We start from the raw sequence: 16,364 nt of genomic DNA on the forward strand, positions 1-16,364 counted from the left end.
ATTCAATCACTCCTATTCTTGTCCTCTTAAGGTTGGATCAAATGCATCTCTTAATCCGTTTGAGAACAGATTAAATGCTATCATTAGGGCCGAAATTATAATTGCAGGGAATAAAGTATAGTGAGGGAAATCTAATAATAATATCTGTCCCTCTGATAATAATACCCCGATTGATGGCTCTGGAGCTTGAACTCCTAATCCTAAATAAGCAAGGAATGATTCTGTAGCTATACCACCAGGTATTGCAAGAGTAACTTGTGTTATGATTGGCCCAATTGCATTTGGAAGTATATGTCTGAAAATCAACTTATTATCTTGAGCACCCATTGTTCTAGATGCTAAAACATACTCCATTCTTTTATATCTATAGAATTGTGCTCTTATCATTCTACTCATACCAATCCATCCAGTAACAACAAGTGCCATTGCAATTGGTATTATTCCAGTACCAAAGTTCATTATAAATAATATAATTACAACAAGCATTGGTATTCCACCTAATATCTCGATAAATCTCTGCATTAACATATCTACCATTCCACCATAGTAACCAGATATTGCACCATAAATTACACCGATAAACATGTTAACCATAGCTGCTACAAATCCAATGAACAGAGATACTCTAGCACCTCTCCAAACTCTTGTCCATAAATCTCTACCAAGTTTATCACTACCGAACCAGTAGTAAACATCTTCTGCACCTTTAAATTTATAATAATCTATTTTTGCTTTAACCATTGGTATAGTTTTATTTTTATATTGCTTATCATATTCTTCAATAACTTCAAGTATACATCCTTCAAATCTTGTACTCATTGAAGCTTTTGTGATTTCCATCACTTTTGTACCATCCATTATTCCTAACTTCTCTAAACCTTGAACTCTAGGAGGTAATAATCCCCATTCAAGTTTTTGCTGTCTAAATGTAAAATGATTCATACTAGGACCAAAAGCTGCCATAAAGATAATGAACATGATTATACCAAAAGCTACTAGTGAAGCTTTATTTTTTGTAAATCTAATCATTGCATCTTTAAAGAAACCAATTGGCTTTCCTTGAATTGCTTCATCTTTAATATCAACGTCACTTTGAAGTAGTTCGAAATCACTTTGTTCTAAATCTAATTCATTCTCATTTAACTCAAAATCATAAACCTTGACTTTATCCATTATTTTCTACCTCCAATACGAATACGAGGATCAATTATACCATATGATAAATCAACAAGTAGTACTGATAATAATGATATAAGCGTATACACGAATATAAGTGCTATTGTTACAGTATGGTCTTTTGTATTAATAGAATCAATCATAACCTTACCCATACCAGGTATACCGAATATTCTCTCAATAACCATTGATCCACCAATCATTGTTACAAACATTGGTACTATAATATTCGCTAGTGGAATAAATGAATTTCTAATAGCATGTCTAACAGTCGCTTGAGCTTGAGTTAATCCTTTTGACTTAGCTAAAAGCATATATTCTGAGTTCAACGCTCCTACAAGTTCAGCTCTAAGATATCTTGCGATAGCTGCTATTCCACCAAAAGATAGAGCTAATATTGGTAGTATCATTGAAATAAACTTAGAAAATGTTAATTCTCTTACAGGTTCAATCATAGAAGGTAATAAATGCCACTTAAAACCTATAAAGTACTGCATTACTGCGGCAAATACGAATGATGGAACTGAAATAAACATGATAACCATTGTTGATATAACATGGTCTGTCATTTTATTTTTCTTTAACGCTGCTATTACTCCTAATATCATACCTATAGGTACCATAAGGAATAATGAGAAAAAGTTTAATTGAACTGTTATTGGAATTTTATCAGCTAGCATTTTAGTTATTGGTACTTTTGGTTGTAAAACTAGTGATAAACCAAAATCTAATCTAACAAAATCCTTCATAAAATAACCATATTAAACAATAATCGGTTCATTTAAATGATATTTAGCCTCTATAGCCGCCTTAACTTCTGGCGATAACTCTGAACCACTGATAAAACTTCCTGGCATCATACGAAGTATACAGAATGACAAACTAACTACTATAAACAAAGTGATTAGCATTGCAACTATTCTTTGAAAAATGTATCTTAACATTGATGTAACTCCTCTCCAAGTAAATACTCTATGTATTAACACGGGGAACACGTGAATATCTACTCTTGTTTTATTATTTAGAAGTTCTTTAATATTAATAATAAACTATTATGTATGTTTATTCTCATTGATAATTTATTTCATACAAGTGTTTAATAGTTAACCCATTAAACACTTGTATGAAGTTAAGTTATTACTCTATGATATCACATTGGTATTCAGCAAACTTAATAATTGGGTAGAAATTACCTTCAGCATGAAGATTAATTCTATCTTGGTATAAGATTGCATGGTTATTTTGGAATACTGGGATGAATACAACTTGCTCTAATAAGATTTTTTCCATCTCAACTAAAGCAGCAATTCTCTCGTCAGTCTTGAATGCTAAATCTCCAGCAGAAGATCTTTCTTGTAATTCATCAAATTTTTCATTCTTATAAGTGATGTTTCTTTCTGGGTAAGTACTATGATAAACTTTCATAGAAGCCCATGGGTTGAATGGATCTTGACCAGTAGCACCAATACCCATATCGTATTTACCTTCTTTGTACATATCGTAAGCTACGTTTGCAGGTGAACCTTTTAATTGAACATCTATTTTGTCTCTACCAAATAAGTTCTCAAAAGTTTCTTCCATAACTTCTGCCATTTGCTTCATTGTTTCAGAATTATCGAAGTACATTACTTCAAATGTAATTTGCTTGTTTCCATTTGCTGCATAAGCTTTTTCGAAATATTCTTTTGCTAATGCTTCATCTGAACCTTCATTTGCAGGTTGGAAAGCTTTGAATTGTTCAGTTTCTTTGTACTTAGTTCCTTTATCAGGATCAACCATACAAATTGAAGAAATCATTGTTCCAACTGGTTTGAATGTTCTAAAGATACCTTTAGAAATTGATTGTCTTGGCATACCATGGTATAACGCTTTTCTTAAGTTCTTATCTTTTAAAACTGGTGAAATTGGAGTATCTGAGTTTACATAGAATCCCCAAACAGTGTTAACTTCATCATATACTAATCTTGGATCGTCAGCATACTTATCAAAGTTCTCACCTAATACTGAAACTGCTTCAACTTGTCCATCTAAGAAAGCTTGGAATTCTTGAGCGTATCCATCGATAACTCTGAACTCAATTCTATCTGGAGTATAGTAAGGAGCTGTTTGAGCATCTGGTCTCTTTTCGAATGATTTAAATTGGTCTCTAATCCATTCTGTCATTACATATGGACCACATGATTCAACTTTTGATATATCAGTACCATAGTCTGTCTCTGTTCTATCTTCGTTCATACCAGCTTCATATAAACCTTCATGAACAGGGAAGATTTGACAGTTATTCATAAAGTCGATTTCTGGAATCTCATTAGCTAATGTAAACTGTACAGTATACTCATCTAAAGCTTTGAATCCAACTTCTGACCATTCGCAGTTTCCTTCGAAGTACTCTTTAGCATTTACTAAAGGAAGGTCAACAAAATACAAATCTGATCCTGAGTTCTTTAACTTTGGATCTAACTCCATCTTAACAGAGTAGATATAAGTGTTAGCGTTTATTGGAGTACCATCTGCCCACTTTAATCCTTTTTTCATTTTAATTGTCCATACTTTTCCACTCTCATCTACTGTTGGAAGTTCTGCTGCATGGATAGGTACATATACAGGTTGTTTCTTTTCTACATCATATACCATTTTAATAAATGAAGAACCGATAAGTTTACAAATGTCAACCTCTGTTTTCATTGTTAAAGTATGAGGGTTAAGAGTTTTTGTAGTACCCTTTGCATCTCTCCATACTGTAGGACCAGCGTTTTCTGTTTTCTTGTCCTCATTTTCCTTCGCTTCGTTGTTCTTTGTTTCTTCGGCTTGACTATTAGCAGTGTTAGTCTTAGCGTTGTTTGCTGCACTGTTTTCTGAGTTATTCTTACCACAACCAACGAAAACTGAAGCAGTTAACGCCATTGCTAAAACAATACTTAATGCTTTTTTCATTTTTTAGCCCCCTTAAATTTTTTAACAAGCACATATTCATTGATTTTAATTTTCTGAAAATTAACAAACAAACATCTATATATCCCTATGTACTTTTGAATTATAAAATTCATAATGGAAGACATCATTTGCCATTTTCCATTAAAATCCATTAAACATGGGCTTGTTCAACGTTGTAATAACATAATACCACAATTTTCCCACATAATAAATTCTCTTCCACTTACATTTTAGTAAGTTAACTAACAATTCTAATTTCACCTTGTTTACTATTTTAAATTTTTACTATATAATTAGTAGAAATATTAATTTAATAGGAGGTAATTAATGAAAATTCTAAGTATTGTAACTCCAGTGTTTACCCTATTATTCTTGTTTTTCGACAAGACAGAAAATTTAACATTAAAATTTTCTAACGCTTTTTTTTATCTAGGATTACTGTATTTATGTATCGCTTTAATGATTCACGTAAGGAATTCTGGATTATTTAAGTTTGTTAAATATCATAAGTTTAAAAAAGAGCAAAAAATGCTAAAGAGTTCAGGAGTATTAGATCCAGATGAAGAAGAGTCTGGTAAGAATAATTTTGATAAGTTCCACAATTTCTTACAAAAAGCATATGGTGTTCAGTATCCATCAAAAGTATATTATCTTTTCGCAGTCCCATTATTATCGCTATCAATGTTATTAGCTTATATTTATAAATCAACTATGTAAAAACTTTATTAATACTGATTTAGGACATGCATACATATTGAAATCTAAAAAATCAAGCCATAAGTATTAAAATACACCCTTTATTGTATTTCAATACTTATGGCTTTTATTTATCATATTTTGATTTAATGCTAATATTCCATTATTATAGATAAATTACAATTTCATTACCTTCTTACTAAATTGTAAGATAAAGGGCAAAAAATTATTAATTTAGTATTAAAATATTCACTTTTTATTAATTATTTTCTCTATTTTTATGGATATATTTATCATTTCTTACATATAATTAAATTAACATTACATCATACCAATTCCCTCATAAAAGGTTTAATATTACTTTTTATAACAAAAACTCATTTACATGTCATAAATCAACCTATTCAACTGTATATACATTAGATTATATACATGTTTTATCATTATAATATTTAGATATGAAAATAAAAAGAGTAATACTAAAAAGTATTACTCTCTCTTATTTGTTAATTGAACATTTTCTCGTATTCATCTAATACCATATTAAAAATCATATCATCTTCAACAACTTCATATTCTGTTTTATTATCACCTAAATCTATAGCCTTGTATACATATGCATTTTCATCATCATCTACAGGCGCTAACAATGAATATTTCTGCCCTTCAATCACAAAACTCTCAATTAGCTGCAATTCTATTTTATTTCCATCTTCAGTCATAACCTTAATTATTAATTCTGTGCTCATTTTATCACCTCTGTTTATCTAAATCTACTATAATATAATAAGCTACAGAGTTATTTATGTCAACGATTATAGAATCTTATTTCTTCTTTGTGTTACTGTATTTTTTTAGTTCTTTTTTTAATTCATCCATTATATTTTCTGATGTCTGTTCCTTGCTTCCCATGAGAACATCAATAGCATCATAAATATTTTCCATAGTATAGATCTTAAAATGTCCTTTTAAGATTGCTTCTTCTACTTCTGAGCTAAGCACTAAATCTTCTCTATTAGACGATGGAATTAAAACCCCTTTTCCTTTTGATTTATCAACCATATCACAAACTTTGAAGAAACCTTCAATTTTCTCATTCACTCCACCAATAGGTTGAATCTCTCCATACTGATTTATAGACCCAGTAACAGCAATGTTTTGATTTATTGGTATCTTACTTAATGCAGATATCATACAAATAGCTTCTGCAACTGAAGCACTATCCCCTTCTACTATTCCATATATCTGTTCGAAAGAGAGATGGAAATCAACTGGGATTTCATTATATCCTCCAATCAATTGGTTTATGAAGCCTTTTAAGATGTTCACTGATTTAGCATGAACTTTACCACTAAGGTCACTTTCTTTTTGAACATCTATAATTTGCCCACTACCTTTGTAGCAAGTACATGTTATCCTTAAAGTTCTTCCAAACCTATGATATCCAAGATCTATTACTGATAATCCATTTATCTTACCAATTACATTTCCTGTGCAATTCATCAATATTTTCTTATTCTTATAACTCTCTAATATATATTTTTCTATTAACTCTTCTGAGTAAATATACGCTCTAACATCTTTATCATCTATATTATGTTTATCTAGACTCAAAGCATTATTATTGGTTATTGTCAGAAGCTTTGTTATATCCATATAATCAAAATAGATTTTATTCCTTGACCCAGCTTTTCTTGATAGAAATTTAGCTATTTCCTTTATAGCATTATTTGTTAAAGGTTTCAGTTTTTCCTGTTTACAAATTGTCACAAGATTACTAACCAAATCCCTTTTCACTTCTTCATCAATATCTATTACTCTATCACTTTCTGATTTTATCTTAAATGTTTCTTTAAATTCCCCATCATAAGTATATAGAAGATCAAAATATTCATCTTCCCCAATAAGTATTATTTTAGTATCTACTTTAACAGGTTCAGGCTTAAACCCACCAATCGAAAGTAATTCTAAATATCCTTTATTATAATTCATATCTATTTTATCTGTTAATATCATCTTCTTCAGGTAATGATATGAATTCCCATGTTTTAATAATGAACTGGCTCTAATAATCAATACACCTTGATTTGCCCTCATCAGGCTACCAGCCTTTATATTTTCTAGGTCAGCAACATATGCTCCATTAACATTGTCATAATCAATACTTCCTATTAAGTTGGTTATAGTAGGATCCTCTTCAAAAATTACAACTGGACTATCATTTTCACTATTATCTACTAAAACCTTAGTTTTATACTTAAAAATACATTCTGTAAGCTTCTTCTCATCATCACTATAACTATTACTAAATACCTCGACTAACTCTTCCACCATTTCTTTAAGAATATCCATTATTAATTCATCAATTTTTTCGTCATTATTTACAGCTTCAAGATAATCATCTTTATTCAACTCAATGCCCTTGGTAATAAACTCTTTAAATATTATTCTTCCTTTTTCAATTCCTTCATCTTCTATATCTCTAATTTTATATAGAATTTCTTTTGTTTTCTTCTTAAAACCTTGAATTTTATCTACAATTATATTCTGCTCATCATCTAATAACTTATCATACTCTTCTTCAGTCATTGCTTTTCCATCTTTAATTGGAATGAAAGCAAACCGATCTTCTGTATATCTTATTTCTATATCCTGCTCTTTAGCTTTGTTTATCAAATCTTCTAAAAGTTCTTCTCTTTTATCTTCAATTTCTTCAATAAGCTGATCTCTCTTATCAAGAAAAAGTTCATTATAATATGAAAAAACAAGCTCATAAATATCTTCTTGTAAGTTTTCAAGTACTTCAGCAAACTTCTTTCCATATCCACCAGGTAAATTTATAGTTTCAGGAGAAGAATTATTATTTCTTATTATCATACATAAATCATCTGGTTTTCCTTTATCGCTCAGCTTGTTCTTTATATATTCTACAATGTTTTGAAGTTTTTCAGGAGAGTAACTATCAACAAGAAACAGATTAAATCCTCTCTTTTTTACATCCAAGAATAAATCAATCTTATTATAAACTCTCTCATATTCAGGAAGCTTTATTTCAAATTCGCCTACTTTAATATCTTCAATTCTGAAGTCATATATTATATCCTTTCGGGTTAACTCTCTAAACATCTTAATCCCCCTTTCTCTCATAGTATATAATTATTCGAGAAAAAAGAATTTAGGAACAAAAACTTGTATTTTATTGAAATTTTTTATGACAACATTTATTTCTTACTTAGATAAGAATATTAATTGACAAGAAAATTTAAAAGAAGTGGAAAATTTAAAGTTGAAAAGGTCAAACGATGGATATTTCACTCTGTGAAATTATAATGTATTGTTCCAAGGACGATGAGATTTTACTCGTTTCATCTTTGATGAAACATTGTAATTCAAATACAATATTTTTTAAGTTTTTGAAATAATATTACCTTTTATAACAAATAAAAAAAGTAGGTTCTGTAAAATCAGAACCTACTTTTATTAATTAAGTAACAAGCTCGTTACTTTTTTTATTTTAAAGTAAATCTATAATTAAAAATACAATATTTTATCATTAGATAAAATGAGTAAAATTTCTACCCTAAAGAACAACAAAATGTAGTTTCTGAGTATGCAGAAACATCCGTCGTTTTCCACTGTCAACTTTCAACTGTCAACGTCTTTTGAGGGTTTTTAAATTTTGATGTGCACGTAACACGTGCTTATTTATTTTAGTAGTCGCCAGTAACAACTGCTCCATTGATTATTTCAACTGAAGAAGATGCTCCAATTCTTGTAGCTCCATTGTTAATTACCTTCTCTGCATCATCAAAGCTTCTTACTCCACCAGAAGCTTTAACTCCCATTTCTGGTCCAACAGTATCTCTCATAAGTTTGATATCTTCTGGAGTAGCTCCACCTGTAGAGAATCCAGTTGAAGTTTTAACATAATCCGCTCCAGCTTCTTTACATAACTCACATGCTTTAGCTATTTCTTCTTTAGTTAAAAGACAATTCTCAAGAATTACTTTTGATAAAGCTTTTCCTTTTGATGCATCTACAACGGCTTTGATATCTCTTAATACGTAATCATAATCTTTATCTTTTAATCTACCGATATTGATTACCATATCTACCTCATCTGCACCTTTAGCTATAGCATCTTTAGTTTCGAATGCTTTAACTTCTGGAGTGTTAGCTCCTAGAGGGAATCCTATAACTGTACAAACTTTTACATCGCTATCTTTTAATAACTCTGCAGCTAATTCAATATTGCATGGGTTTATGCATACAGAGAAAAACCCATTCTCCTTAGCTTCTTGACATACTTTTTTAACATCCTCAACTGATGTAGCCGCTTTTAAAACAGTGTGATCTATCATTCCTGCCAACGTTTGCTTATTCATTAATATGTACCTCCATTACGTCTCAATAATAAGGGTGCAAGTATACCTTACACCCTCTCTTAAAATCATTTTATCCTATTATCTAGAAATAATCAATAGTTATATTGTAAAAATTACTTACTTTTACCTTCTTCTTTATTTTCACCATCTGCAGCTACCTTCTCTACAGCTGCTTTTTTCGCTGCCGCTGCAGCTTTTGCAGCAGCAATTTTTGCTGGATCTGGTTTCGGCGGAAGTTTCTTTTCAAATGTTCCACTCACTATAATATTTTCCCCAGCCACAGTTATCATTGAATATTCCTTAGTTAATTCAATGGATTTCTTAGGACAGAAATCAGCACACAGACCACAAAAGGTGCACGACCCCATGTCAAATGTCAATGTAATATCTTGTGCACCTTCTTTTGGTACAATCTTTTTCTCAATAGAGCCAGCTGCACAAACTCTTATGCACATTCCACATCCAACACATGTATCAGCATCAAATTTGATTTTACCTCTATATCCCTCTGGAATTTCTGCTGGAACTTGAGGATATTTATTAGTAACAGGTCTCTTGAATAAATTCATGAGAGCCTGTTTTGCAAAAGGTATTCTAGCCATGCTATTTAACACCTCTCTTTTCTTTTAATATCTCAATAGATTTTATTATTCCATCTATTATTGCTTCAGGTCTTGGAGGGCATCCTCCTACTGACACATCAACATGTGTCCATTTATCAAGTGGTCCAACAACGCTGTAACTTCCTCTAAATACATTACATGATATTGGACATGAACCTAAGGAAACAACAACTCTTGGTTCTGGAACCTGTGATAATACCCTAAGTAATCTATCTTTAGATTGCTGTGTAACTGGTCCTGAAACAATTACAATATCAGCATGTCGTGGTGTACCAGTTAACTTGCAACCAAACCTTTCAGCATCAAACTTAGGTCCTAATAGAGCGATAAGCTCTATATCGCAACCATTACATGAACCTGCATTTAAATGATATAACCAAGGTGATTTAGTTCTACTCTTTTCAATCAGTTTATTAATCAACTTAACCCCTCCTTAAGGACTCTCAATCTTTAAATGTATGTTAAAACGAGACTTATTAACCCTAATAAAGTAGGAATAGTCCAGAAGAATTTTATTGTCTGTTCTATCTTTATTCTCGCCACTATAGCTCTTAAGAATGATACAGAAACAACTATAACCAGTGTAATTAAAAGCATAAATAAAATTACGTTCAAAGGCAAGTTACTAAATCCAGCTCCTCCTAAGAATAATGCAACAAATAATCCGCCCATAACGAACATCTTGATTGCACTTGTTAATTTATATATACCCAAATATGCACCACTATACTCAACTAAGGGACCTTCACATATTTCAGTTTCAGCTTCAGCTACATCGAAAGGAACTGTTCCAACTTCTGCTGGTATACATAATAGGAAGGCAATTGCTGCAGGTATCATTCTCCAATCCAATAATAGCATACCTTTTGCTGTCTGATACGAGTTAATCTCTGTTAATGAGAATGTAATATTACTAGCAACATTTAAATCATGTCCAACTCTTGAGCCAACAGCAAGGAAAATAAGTACTAATGGCAACTCATAAGATAACATAGTAACCATTTCTCTTGAGATTCCTATCCCTGAATATGGAGACCCTGATGCGGATCCTCCTAGAATAATTGCAACTGCAGGGGCAGTTAAAAGATATAGAATAACTATTAAATCCGCTGAATTCTTAACGAATTCTGTACCGAAAATTGGCACAAAGAGCGGAATTATTATAATAGATAATAATCCTAAAATTGGAGCAATCAAAAATACACTTTTTGATGCTTTTCGTGGAACGATAGACTCCTTACCAATTAGTTTAAAAAAGTCATATAATGGTTGTAACAATGGTGGTCCTATTCTTCTCTGCATTCTCGCAACAAGTTTTCTATCTATACCTGCTAATAATATCCCAAAGGCAAAACAGAAAAGAAATCCTGGAAACACCAATAAATGAAATATATTTATAAGCTCAAAACTCATCCTTTCCACCTCCTAGAGAACAATGAATACGTAAATTAACACAACAGCTAAAGTTCCTACTACCCATAAAACATAGTCATTAACTATTCCACTATGTGCATTTTTCATACCATTAAAGAATGGTCTGAATTGATGCTTTAATCCCCAGAATAAATCATTACCTGCCATATGAGAATGTTCCTCTGCCTCTCCACCTGTGAATATATCATATTTAGTATCTTCAATATCAACCTGTGAAGCAGTGTGACGTTTTACGTTAAATGCAGCTATCACCATAAATCCTACTAATAATATTACAAATAATATTAACCAGTTTATAGGACTATAGTACCCCGCCATCTCTTTTGTCATAGAAGGTATTGCTATATCCTTTCCAAACATATTAGCTGCGTAACCTTCTTCAAACATAACATCAATATAATTGTTAATGTTATAAATTGAATATGTTACTGGTTCGATAATTTTTTCAGCTATAAATTCCCAAACAGTACCTTGAACTGAACAAAGAACTGCTAAAATACCCATTGGGACAAGCATCCATGCTGGTGCTTCTTTTAAGTTATTCCATTTCTCTTTATTCATATCTCCAAAGAATACTGATTGACCTAACTTTACAAAGTAAGCTAAAGTAATTACTGATACCAATAAAGCAATTACTGTAACCGGCCAGTAACCTGCTTCAAATGTAGCTTGATATATTAACCATTTTGATACAAATCCATTAAATGGTGGAACACCTGCAATTGATGCAGCACCGATTAAGAAGAATAAAGTTGTAAATGGCATCTTTTTAGAGAATCCACCCATCTCCCTAATATCGGTTGTTCCAGCTCTATAAATCATTACACCAGCACATAAGAAGAGGAGCGATTTAAAGGTTGCATGGTTTATCATGTGATAAACCCCTCCAAATGTACCAATAATGTTAATTCCTGTTCTATCTAAAAGCCCTATTCCAAATCCAACGATAACGTATCCTAATTGAGATACTGAACTATAAGCAAGCAATCTTTTAAAATCATATTGCTGTATTGCCATGACAGCACCAACAACCATTGTTAAAGTACCCCAAACAATTATAAGAGCACCTATAAATTCGTTATTTAAAGCTTGTCCTCTGTATAACATGAAAAGAATTCTAATTAAACCATACACTCCAGTTTTACTCATTACTCCTGATAAAAGCATAGAGATAGATGATGGTGCTGCCATATGAGCATCCGGTGGCCATGTATGACATGGTACAAGGAATGCCTTAACAGCATATCCAGTTAACATCAATGCTAATGCCATATTAGAAGTAACATCAAATCCTTGGTTATGCATTAAAGCAGAAATCTGTGCTAGGTTCAAAGTATGAACTTTTGAATAAAGCAATACAGTACCTAAAAGGATTAATGCTGATCCTAGTGAACCAATAACTATATATTTAAAACTGGATTCAATTGCTTTATATTTATGATTTCTAAATGCCGTTAGTCCTATAGCTGCAAATGTCATAATCTCAAGCATTACGTACATATTGAATAAATCTCCACTGAAAACGTATGCTATCATGCTTCCACATAACAATAAGAACATTGAATAATACTTTTCAAGTCCATTATCCTTATCCATATATCTAAAAGCATAAATTGAAGATAGCAAACAGGTAGTTCCAATGATTAATCCAACTAAAAGACCAAAGGCATCTACTTCAAGACCGATTCCAATTGCCCAAAGTTTCTCAGGGGACCAGTTTCCTAACCAATAGGTTATAATTCCCCCATCATTCCAAATTGGTATTATCATACAAGTTATTGCTATAAAGGCAACAAGTGTTGCTAATATTGCTATACATTTACTAACCTTTATTCCTTTTTCCCCTATTAGAGCAATTACAAAGGCTGAAAAGAAAGGTACAAAAATAGCTATAATAGGTAAATTGCTCGTATTGCTCATTATCCTCTTAACCTCCTTATCTCATCAGCATTTATTGTTCCATAATGCTCTTTAACCTTAATAACAATAGATAGTGCTAATGCTGTTACACATGCACCTATTACGATTGAAGTTAGTGTTAAAGCTTGAGGAACTGGGTCAACAAAATCAACAACTTGGTTGTAATTTTCATAAATTGGGGCTGATGCTCCCTCTCTATATCCAACTGATACTAAAAGGAGATTAATTCCTGTATCCATTAACGCCATACCAATGACTATTTTAATTAAATCTTTCTTTTTAATCATAATAATTAATCCAAATATTATTAAGAGAAATGCTCCTATATAATTAAGTGTCATTTTATCACCTCATTCCTACTCTTCCGACTTATTAAGCGTACCTAGCATGATGAAAATTAGTGCTCCTATACCTGCTAAAACTTTATATCCAACTGCAAAGTTCATTAAAAATATTGATCCTGAACTTAAAACATATCCTGCTTCCCCTTTACTTACAACATTCTCGAAGAAATGATATCCACCAAATCCATAGACAATTCCTAATGATGCTACCAGTATGAACCCCAAGGCAGCAATACTCTCAGATGCTTTAAGTCTATTAAGATGGAATGCTTTTCTTACACCATTTCCACCGAATGCTATAAACATTATTGCTACAGCTCCTCCAATAAGAACTCCTCCTTGGAATCCTCCACCTGGTGTTAAATGTCCATGGATTATAATGTAAGCACCAAGCATAAGTGCAATAGGAAGAACTATTCCAGCGCAAGACTGAATGATAATATCCCCTTTTTCTTCAACATTTTTTCTATTCTTATTCATGGCTGCTATTTAACTCCTTTCTCTTTTTTATGAGAAACTGACTTTCTTAATACAGCAGCAGATGCAGTAACGGCTGTGAATAATACAAAAGATTCTCCTATAGTATCATATCCTCTAAAGTCAAATACTACAGCAGTAACAACATTTAAAGCTTTTGTATCTGATACTTTCCCTACAATTGCCTCACCTATCCCACTGTACGTTGAACCAGGCATATTAATTGCCACATATATAGCCATCACTCCTATTACGCCTAAGAAAAACCATGTAAAAAATTTTTTCATAATTATTCACCCTCCTTTTTCACACTTTTTTCTTTAGATTTGCTAAGGGCGATTAAGAATATAACTGGCGTTAAAATTACACCTACAACACCTTCTGCAAGGGCAACATCTGGCGCTTTCAATAAAAGAAACTCTAATGCTACAAAAGTACCAACAGCAACCAAGGCTATAATACTTGCCATTGTATCTTCAAGTATAACTGTTAGAAATCCTGCAATAATCATACCAACAATAACAACTGTGTTTAACACTTCAAAATTAGTCATCACACTTGTCCCCCTTATACTCGTCACAAACGCTTTTCTTATCCATTACTGCTCCACTTCTGTATGCAGCTCTAGCCATTGCGTGTGACGCTACTGGGTTAGTTAAAACAATAAAAACTAAAATAACAAATGCTTTTACAGCAATATCAATTTTTTCACTACCTATACCAAAAATAATTGCTGCTAGTAACAAGAAAATACCACCCATTGTTACAATATTTGTAGACGACTGTAATCTACAATATGTATCTGGCATTCTTATGATTCCAACCACACCAGCGAACACAAAGAATATACCCAGAATTAAGCATACATCTATCAGTATTCTGATCATAGTTTTCCCTCCAAATATTTTGATATAAGGACTGTACCTATAAATCCTAATAAGGCAAGCACTAATCCAAGGTCAACATATAATGAATCATTCATAACACATCCAAAAATAACCATTATAAATCCCGATGTAACCTCAATACAATCAGCTGCCAAAACTCTATCAATAATATGAGGACCTTTAACAATTCTAAATAATAAAACTAAAGCCAAGACTCCTAAAACTATTGCTGCAATAAGAAAATCATTCTGTATAACTTCTATAGTCTCTATATTCATTATTTAAATATCCTCCTTACCCAGGGTTCAAAGCTTCCTTTAATAATATCTGAAGCCTTTCCCCTATCTCTTTGTTGTACATCAATCCAATGAATATACATGAAATTTTCCTTATTGCCTTTTTCTATATCCATCGTAATTGTACCTGGAGTCAAAGTAATACAATTAGCAAGCATCGATAATCCATAATCTGACTCAATTGGTGTTTTAATCTTAACAATCCCTGGTTTAACTTTAACCTTTGGTGATAAAGCTCTGATAGCAACATCAAGATTAGATTTAACCAGCTCAACAAAGAATATAAATATGAATACTAGAAACGAAAGTATTCTCATGGGATTAAGCAGCCAGAAAGGCTTGCTTTTTATAAAAAATCTATGACAGAAAATAGCCATAACAGCAGAAACAACCCCTCCTACAATTAACTCTTGAAGGATTTGCCCAGACCCCATACCTGTTCCAAATGGAATTGTCAATCCTACCCATATAAGCATACAGAAAACAAATGTTGATAAATAGGATAAGAATTTGTTCATTTAATCCCCTCCTTAATTAAATTTTGTTTTTATGTTATTTTCAATAAATGAAACAACATGTTCAAAGCCAATACCTTCTCTTGAATTTACTTTGTAAATTTCAAGACTTTCATTTAATTTTTTACACTCTCTTGTAACTCTTTCATCATCAAATCCAAAAACCGCTTTCAAATCGTGCTTTGTAAGAACTAAAGCATCACTTCTAGAAAACAATAATGGATACTTCTCTACCTTGTCATCCCCTTCTGGAATGCTTAATATTGCAATTTTTAAATGTTCACCTATATCAAACTCTGCAGGACAGACAAGATTCCCAATGTTCTCTACAATTAAAATATCTGTCTTATCAAGGTCAAATTCAGGAATGATATTTTTAATTGACATAGCTTCAATATGACATGCCCCGTCAGTATTTAATTGAACTACTGGAACCCCCATATTTGCAATTGCTTCTGCATCTATCGTTCCAGCAACATCACCTTCAATTACTGCAAATGAATATTTGTGCTTTAATTTTTCTATTAACATTTTAATAAATGTTGTTTTACCAGCACCTGGCGATCCCATAATATTTAAAACTAATGTCCTTTTTTTATCAAACTCTTTAACTAATTCATTATGACAATTATCATTCCATTCTAAAATCTGTCTTACTACTTTAACTTCCATCAATA

20 protein-coding genes are annotated in these 16,364 nt (G+C 31.8%); 1 reads left to right on the plus strand and 19 read right to left on the minus strand.

Annotation, left to right across the window (positions count from 1 at the left end; all coding sequences use genetic code 11):
- Nucleotides 1–12: 12 nt before the first annotated feature.
- From OW730_RS16985 to OW730_RS17000, 4 genes are all read right to left on the minus strand, one after another.
- A complete protein-coding gene (locus OW730_RS16985; protein WP_271225239.1) occupies nt 13–1,173 on the minus strand; it encodes an ABC transporter permease in 1,161 nt (386 codons plus the stop codon).
- Nucleotides 1,173–1,925: an ABC transporter permease gene (locus OW730_RS16990; protein WP_271225240.1), complete on the minus strand. Its 753-nt coding sequence runs from the start codon at nt 1,923–1,925 to the stop codon at nt 1,173–1,175. The genes OW730_RS16985 and OW730_RS16990 overlap by 1 nt, the downstream gene beginning before the upstream one ends.
- Nucleotides 1,926–1,937: 12 nt before the next feature.
- The gene (locus OW730_RS16995; protein WP_271225241.1) at nt 1,938–2,120 is read right to left on the minus strand and encodes a hypothetical protein; all 183 of its coding nucleotides are present in this window, start codon (nt 2,118–2,120) and stop codon (nt 1,938–1,940) included.
- A 193-nt stretch (nt 2,121–2,313) separates the two neighbouring features.
- Nucleotides 2,314–4,110 (minus strand): peptide ABC transporter substrate-binding protein, encoded by a 1,797-nt coding sequence (locus tag OW730_RS17000; RefSeq protein ID WP_271225242.1) that lies wholly within the window; start codon nt 4,108–4,110, stop codon nt 2,314–2,316.
- A gap of 327 nt (nt 4,111–4,437) precedes the next feature.
- Between OW730_RS17000 and OW730_RS17005 the strand changes: the two genes are divergently transcribed.
- On the plus strand, nt 4,438–4,827 hold the full coding sequence (locus tag OW730_RS17005; RefSeq protein WP_271225243.1) for a DUF3899 domain-containing protein: 390 nt from the start codon (nt 4,438–4,440) through the stop codon (nt 4,825–4,827).
- 485 nt (nt 4,828–5,312) lie between these two features.
- Here the strand turns inward: OW730_RS17005 and OW730_RS17010 are convergent, their stop codons facing one another.
- From OW730_RS17010 to hypB, 15 genes are all read right to left on the minus strand, one after another.
- On the minus strand, nt 5,313–5,555 hold the full coding sequence (locus tag OW730_RS17010; RefSeq protein WP_271225244.1) for a DUF1292 domain-containing protein: 243 nt from the start codon (nt 5,553–5,555) through the stop codon (nt 5,313–5,315).
- A 76-nt stretch (nt 5,556–5,631) separates the two neighbouring features.
- Nucleotides 5,632–7,932, minus strand: a complete 2,301-nt coding sequence (locus tag OW730_RS17015) for an AAA family ATPase (RefSeq protein WP_271225245.1) — start codon at nt 7,930–7,932, stop codon at nt 5,632–5,634.
- A 584-nt stretch (nt 7,933–8,516) separates the two neighbouring features.
- A complete protein-coding gene (gene deoC, locus OW730_RS17020; RefSeq protein ID WP_271225246.1) occupies nt 8,517–9,191 on the minus strand; it encodes a deoxyribose-phosphate aldolase in 675 nt (224 codons plus the stop codon).
- A gap of 113 nt (nt 9,192–9,304) precedes the next feature.
- Nucleotides 9,305–9,793: a 4Fe-4S dicluster domain-containing protein gene (locus tag OW730_RS17025; protein WP_271225247.1), complete on the minus strand. Its 489-nt coding sequence runs from the start codon at nt 9,791–9,793 to the stop codon at nt 9,305–9,307.
- A gap of 1 nt (nt 9,794) precedes the next feature.
- Entirely contained in the window at nt 9,795–10,235 is a 441-nt protein-coding gene (locus tag OW730_RS17030; protein ID WP_271225248.1) for an NADH-quinone oxidoreductase subunit B family protein, read from the minus strand.
- A 29-nt stretch (nt 10,236–10,264) separates the two neighbouring features.
- Nucleotides 10,265–11,227: a respiratory chain complex I subunit 1 family protein gene (locus OW730_RS17035; protein ID WP_271225249.1), complete on the minus strand. Its 963-nt coding sequence runs from the start codon at nt 11,225–11,227 to the stop codon at nt 10,265–10,267.
- Nucleotides 11,228–11,239: 12 nt separating this feature from the next.
- The gene (locus tag OW730_RS17040) at nt 11,240–13,168 is read right to left on the minus strand and encodes a complex I subunit 5 family protein (protein ID WP_271225250.1); all 1,929 of its coding nucleotides are present in this window, start codon (nt 13,166–13,168) and stop codon (nt 11,240–11,242) included.
- On the minus strand, nt 13,168–13,509 hold the full coding sequence (locus tag OW730_RS17045) for a sodium:proton antiporter (protein ID WP_271225251.1): 342 nt from the start codon (nt 13,507–13,509) through the stop codon (nt 13,168–13,170). The genes OW730_RS17040 and OW730_RS17045 overlap by 1 nt, the downstream gene beginning before the upstream one ends.
- Before the next feature lie 15 nt (nt 13,510–13,524).
- Nucleotides 13,525–13,992, minus strand: a complete 468-nt coding sequence (locus OW730_RS17050; protein ID WP_271225252.1) for an MnhB domain-containing protein — start codon at nt 13,990–13,992, stop codon at nt 13,525–13,527.
- 5 nt (nt 13,993–13,997) lie between these two features.
- A complete protein-coding gene (locus tag OW730_RS17055; protein WP_271225253.1) occupies nt 13,998–14,276 on the minus strand; it encodes a hypothetical protein in 279 nt (92 codons plus the stop codon).
- A gap of 2 nt (nt 14,277–14,278) precedes the next feature.
- Entirely contained in the window at nt 14,279–14,542 is a 264-nt protein-coding gene (locus OW730_RS17060) for a hydrogenase subunit MbhD domain-containing protein (protein WP_271225254.1), read from the minus strand.
- Complete coding sequence (gene mnhG / locus OW730_RS17065; RefSeq protein ID WP_271225255.1) at nt 14,535–14,876, minus strand: monovalent cation/H(+) antiporter subunit G; 342 nt, start codon at nt 14,874–14,876, stop codon at nt 14,535–14,537. The genes OW730_RS17060 and mnhG overlap by 8 nt, the downstream gene beginning before the upstream one ends.
- Entirely contained in the window at nt 14,873–15,154 is a 282-nt protein-coding gene (locus OW730_RS17070; protein WP_271225256.1) for a monovalent cation/H+ antiporter complex subunit F, read from the minus strand. Before OW730_RS17070 ends, mnhG begins: the two co-directional genes overlap by 4 nt.
- Nucleotides 15,154–15,690 (minus strand): Na+/H+ antiporter subunit E, encoded by a 537-nt coding sequence (locus OW730_RS17075; RefSeq protein WP_271225257.1) that lies wholly within the window; start codon nt 15,688–15,690, stop codon nt 15,154–15,156. The genes OW730_RS17070 and OW730_RS17075 overlap by 1 nt, the downstream gene beginning before the upstream one ends.
- Nucleotides 15,691–15,702: 12 nt before the next feature.
- On the minus strand, nt 15,703–16,359 hold the full coding sequence (gene hypB, locus OW730_RS17080; protein ID WP_271225258.1) for a hydrogenase nickel incorporation protein HypB: 657 nt from the start codon (nt 16,357–16,359) through the stop codon (nt 15,703–15,705).
- Nucleotides 16,360–16,364: the final 5 nt, after the last annotated feature.

The organism is Oceanirhabdus sp. W0125-5, from assembly GCF_027938815.1.
GTDB lineage: Bacteria > Bacillota > Clostridia > Clostridiales > Clostridiaceae > Oceanirhabdus.

What these genes read in the sequence shown, in the direction of transcription:
- OW730_RS17025 (WP_271225247.1), bottom strand. Translation starts at nt 9,793, where the DNA reads ATGGCTAGAATACCTTTTGCAAAACAGGCTCTCATGAATTTATTCAAG.
- OW730_RS17040 (WP_271225250.1), bottom strand. Translation starts at nt 13,168, where the DNA reads ATGAGCAATACGAGCAATTTACCTATTATAGCTATTTTTGTACCTTTC.
- deoC (WP_271225246.1), bottom strand. Translation starts at nt 9,191, where the DNA reads ATGAATAAGCAAACGTTGGCAGGAATGATAGATCACACTGTTTTAAAA.
- OW730_RS17055 (WP_271225253.1), bottom strand. Translation starts at nt 14,276, where the DNA reads ATGAAAAAATTTTTTACATGGTTTTTCTTAGGCGTAATAGGAGTGATG.
- OW730_RS17075 (WP_271225257.1), bottom strand. Translation starts at nt 15,690, where the DNA reads ATGAACAAATTCTTATCCTATTTATCAACATTTGTTTTCTGTATGCTT.
- OW730_RS17035 (WP_271225249.1), bottom strand. Translation starts at nt 11,227, where the DNA reads ATGAGTTTTGAGCTTATAAATATATTTCATTTATTGGTGTTTCCAGGA.
- OW730_RS16990 (WP_271225240.1), bottom strand. Translation starts at nt 1,925, where the DNA reads ATGAAGGATTTTGTTAGATTAGATTTTGGTTTATCACTAGTTTTACAA.
- OW730_RS17000 (WP_271225242.1), bottom strand. Translation starts at nt 4,110, where the DNA reads ATGAAAAAAGCATTAAGTATTGTTTTAGCAATGGCGTTAACTGCTTCA.
- OW730_RS16985 (WP_271225239.1), bottom strand. Translation starts at nt 1,173, where the DNA reads ATGGATAAAGTCAAGGTTTATGATTTTGAGTTAAATGAGAATGAATTA.
- OW730_RS17070 (WP_271225256.1), bottom strand. Translation starts at nt 15,154, where the DNA reads ATGAATATAGAGACTATAGAAGTTATACAGAATGATTTTCTTATTGCA.
- OW730_RS17005 (WP_271225243.1), top strand. Translation starts at nt 4,438, where the DNA reads ATGAAAATTCTAAGTATTGTAACTCCAGTGTTTACCCTATTATTCTTG.
- hypB (WP_271225258.1), bottom strand. Translation starts at nt 16,359, where the DNA reads ATGGAAGTTAAAGTAGTAAGACAGATTTTAGAATGGAATGATAATTGT.
- OW730_RS17015 (WP_271225245.1), bottom strand. Translation starts at nt 7,932, where the DNA reads ATGTTTAGAGAGTTAACCCGAAAGGATATAATATATGACTTCAGAATT.
- OW730_RS17045 (WP_271225251.1), bottom strand. Translation starts at nt 13,509, where the DNA reads ATGACACTTAATTATATAGGAGCATTTCTCTTAATAATATTTGGATTA.
- mnhG (WP_271225255.1), bottom strand. Translation starts at nt 14,876, where the DNA reads ATGATCAGAATACTGATAGATGTATGCTTAATTCTGGGTATATTCTTT.
- OW730_RS16995 (WP_271225241.1), bottom strand. Translation starts at nt 2,120, where the DNA reads ATGTTAAGATACATTTTTCAAAGAATAGTTGCAATGCTAATCACTTTG.
- OW730_RS17010 (WP_271225244.1), bottom strand. Translation starts at nt 5,555, where the DNA reads ATGAGCACAGAATTAATAATTAAGGTTATGACTGAAGATGGAAATAAA.
- OW730_RS17060 (WP_271225254.1), bottom strand. Translation starts at nt 14,542, where the DNA reads ATGACTAATTTTGAAGTGTTAAACACAGTTGTTATTGTTGGTATGATT.
- OW730_RS17050 (WP_271225252.1), bottom strand. Translation starts at nt 13,992, where the DNA reads ATGAATAAGAATAGAAAAAATGTTGAAGAAAAAGGGGATATTATCATT.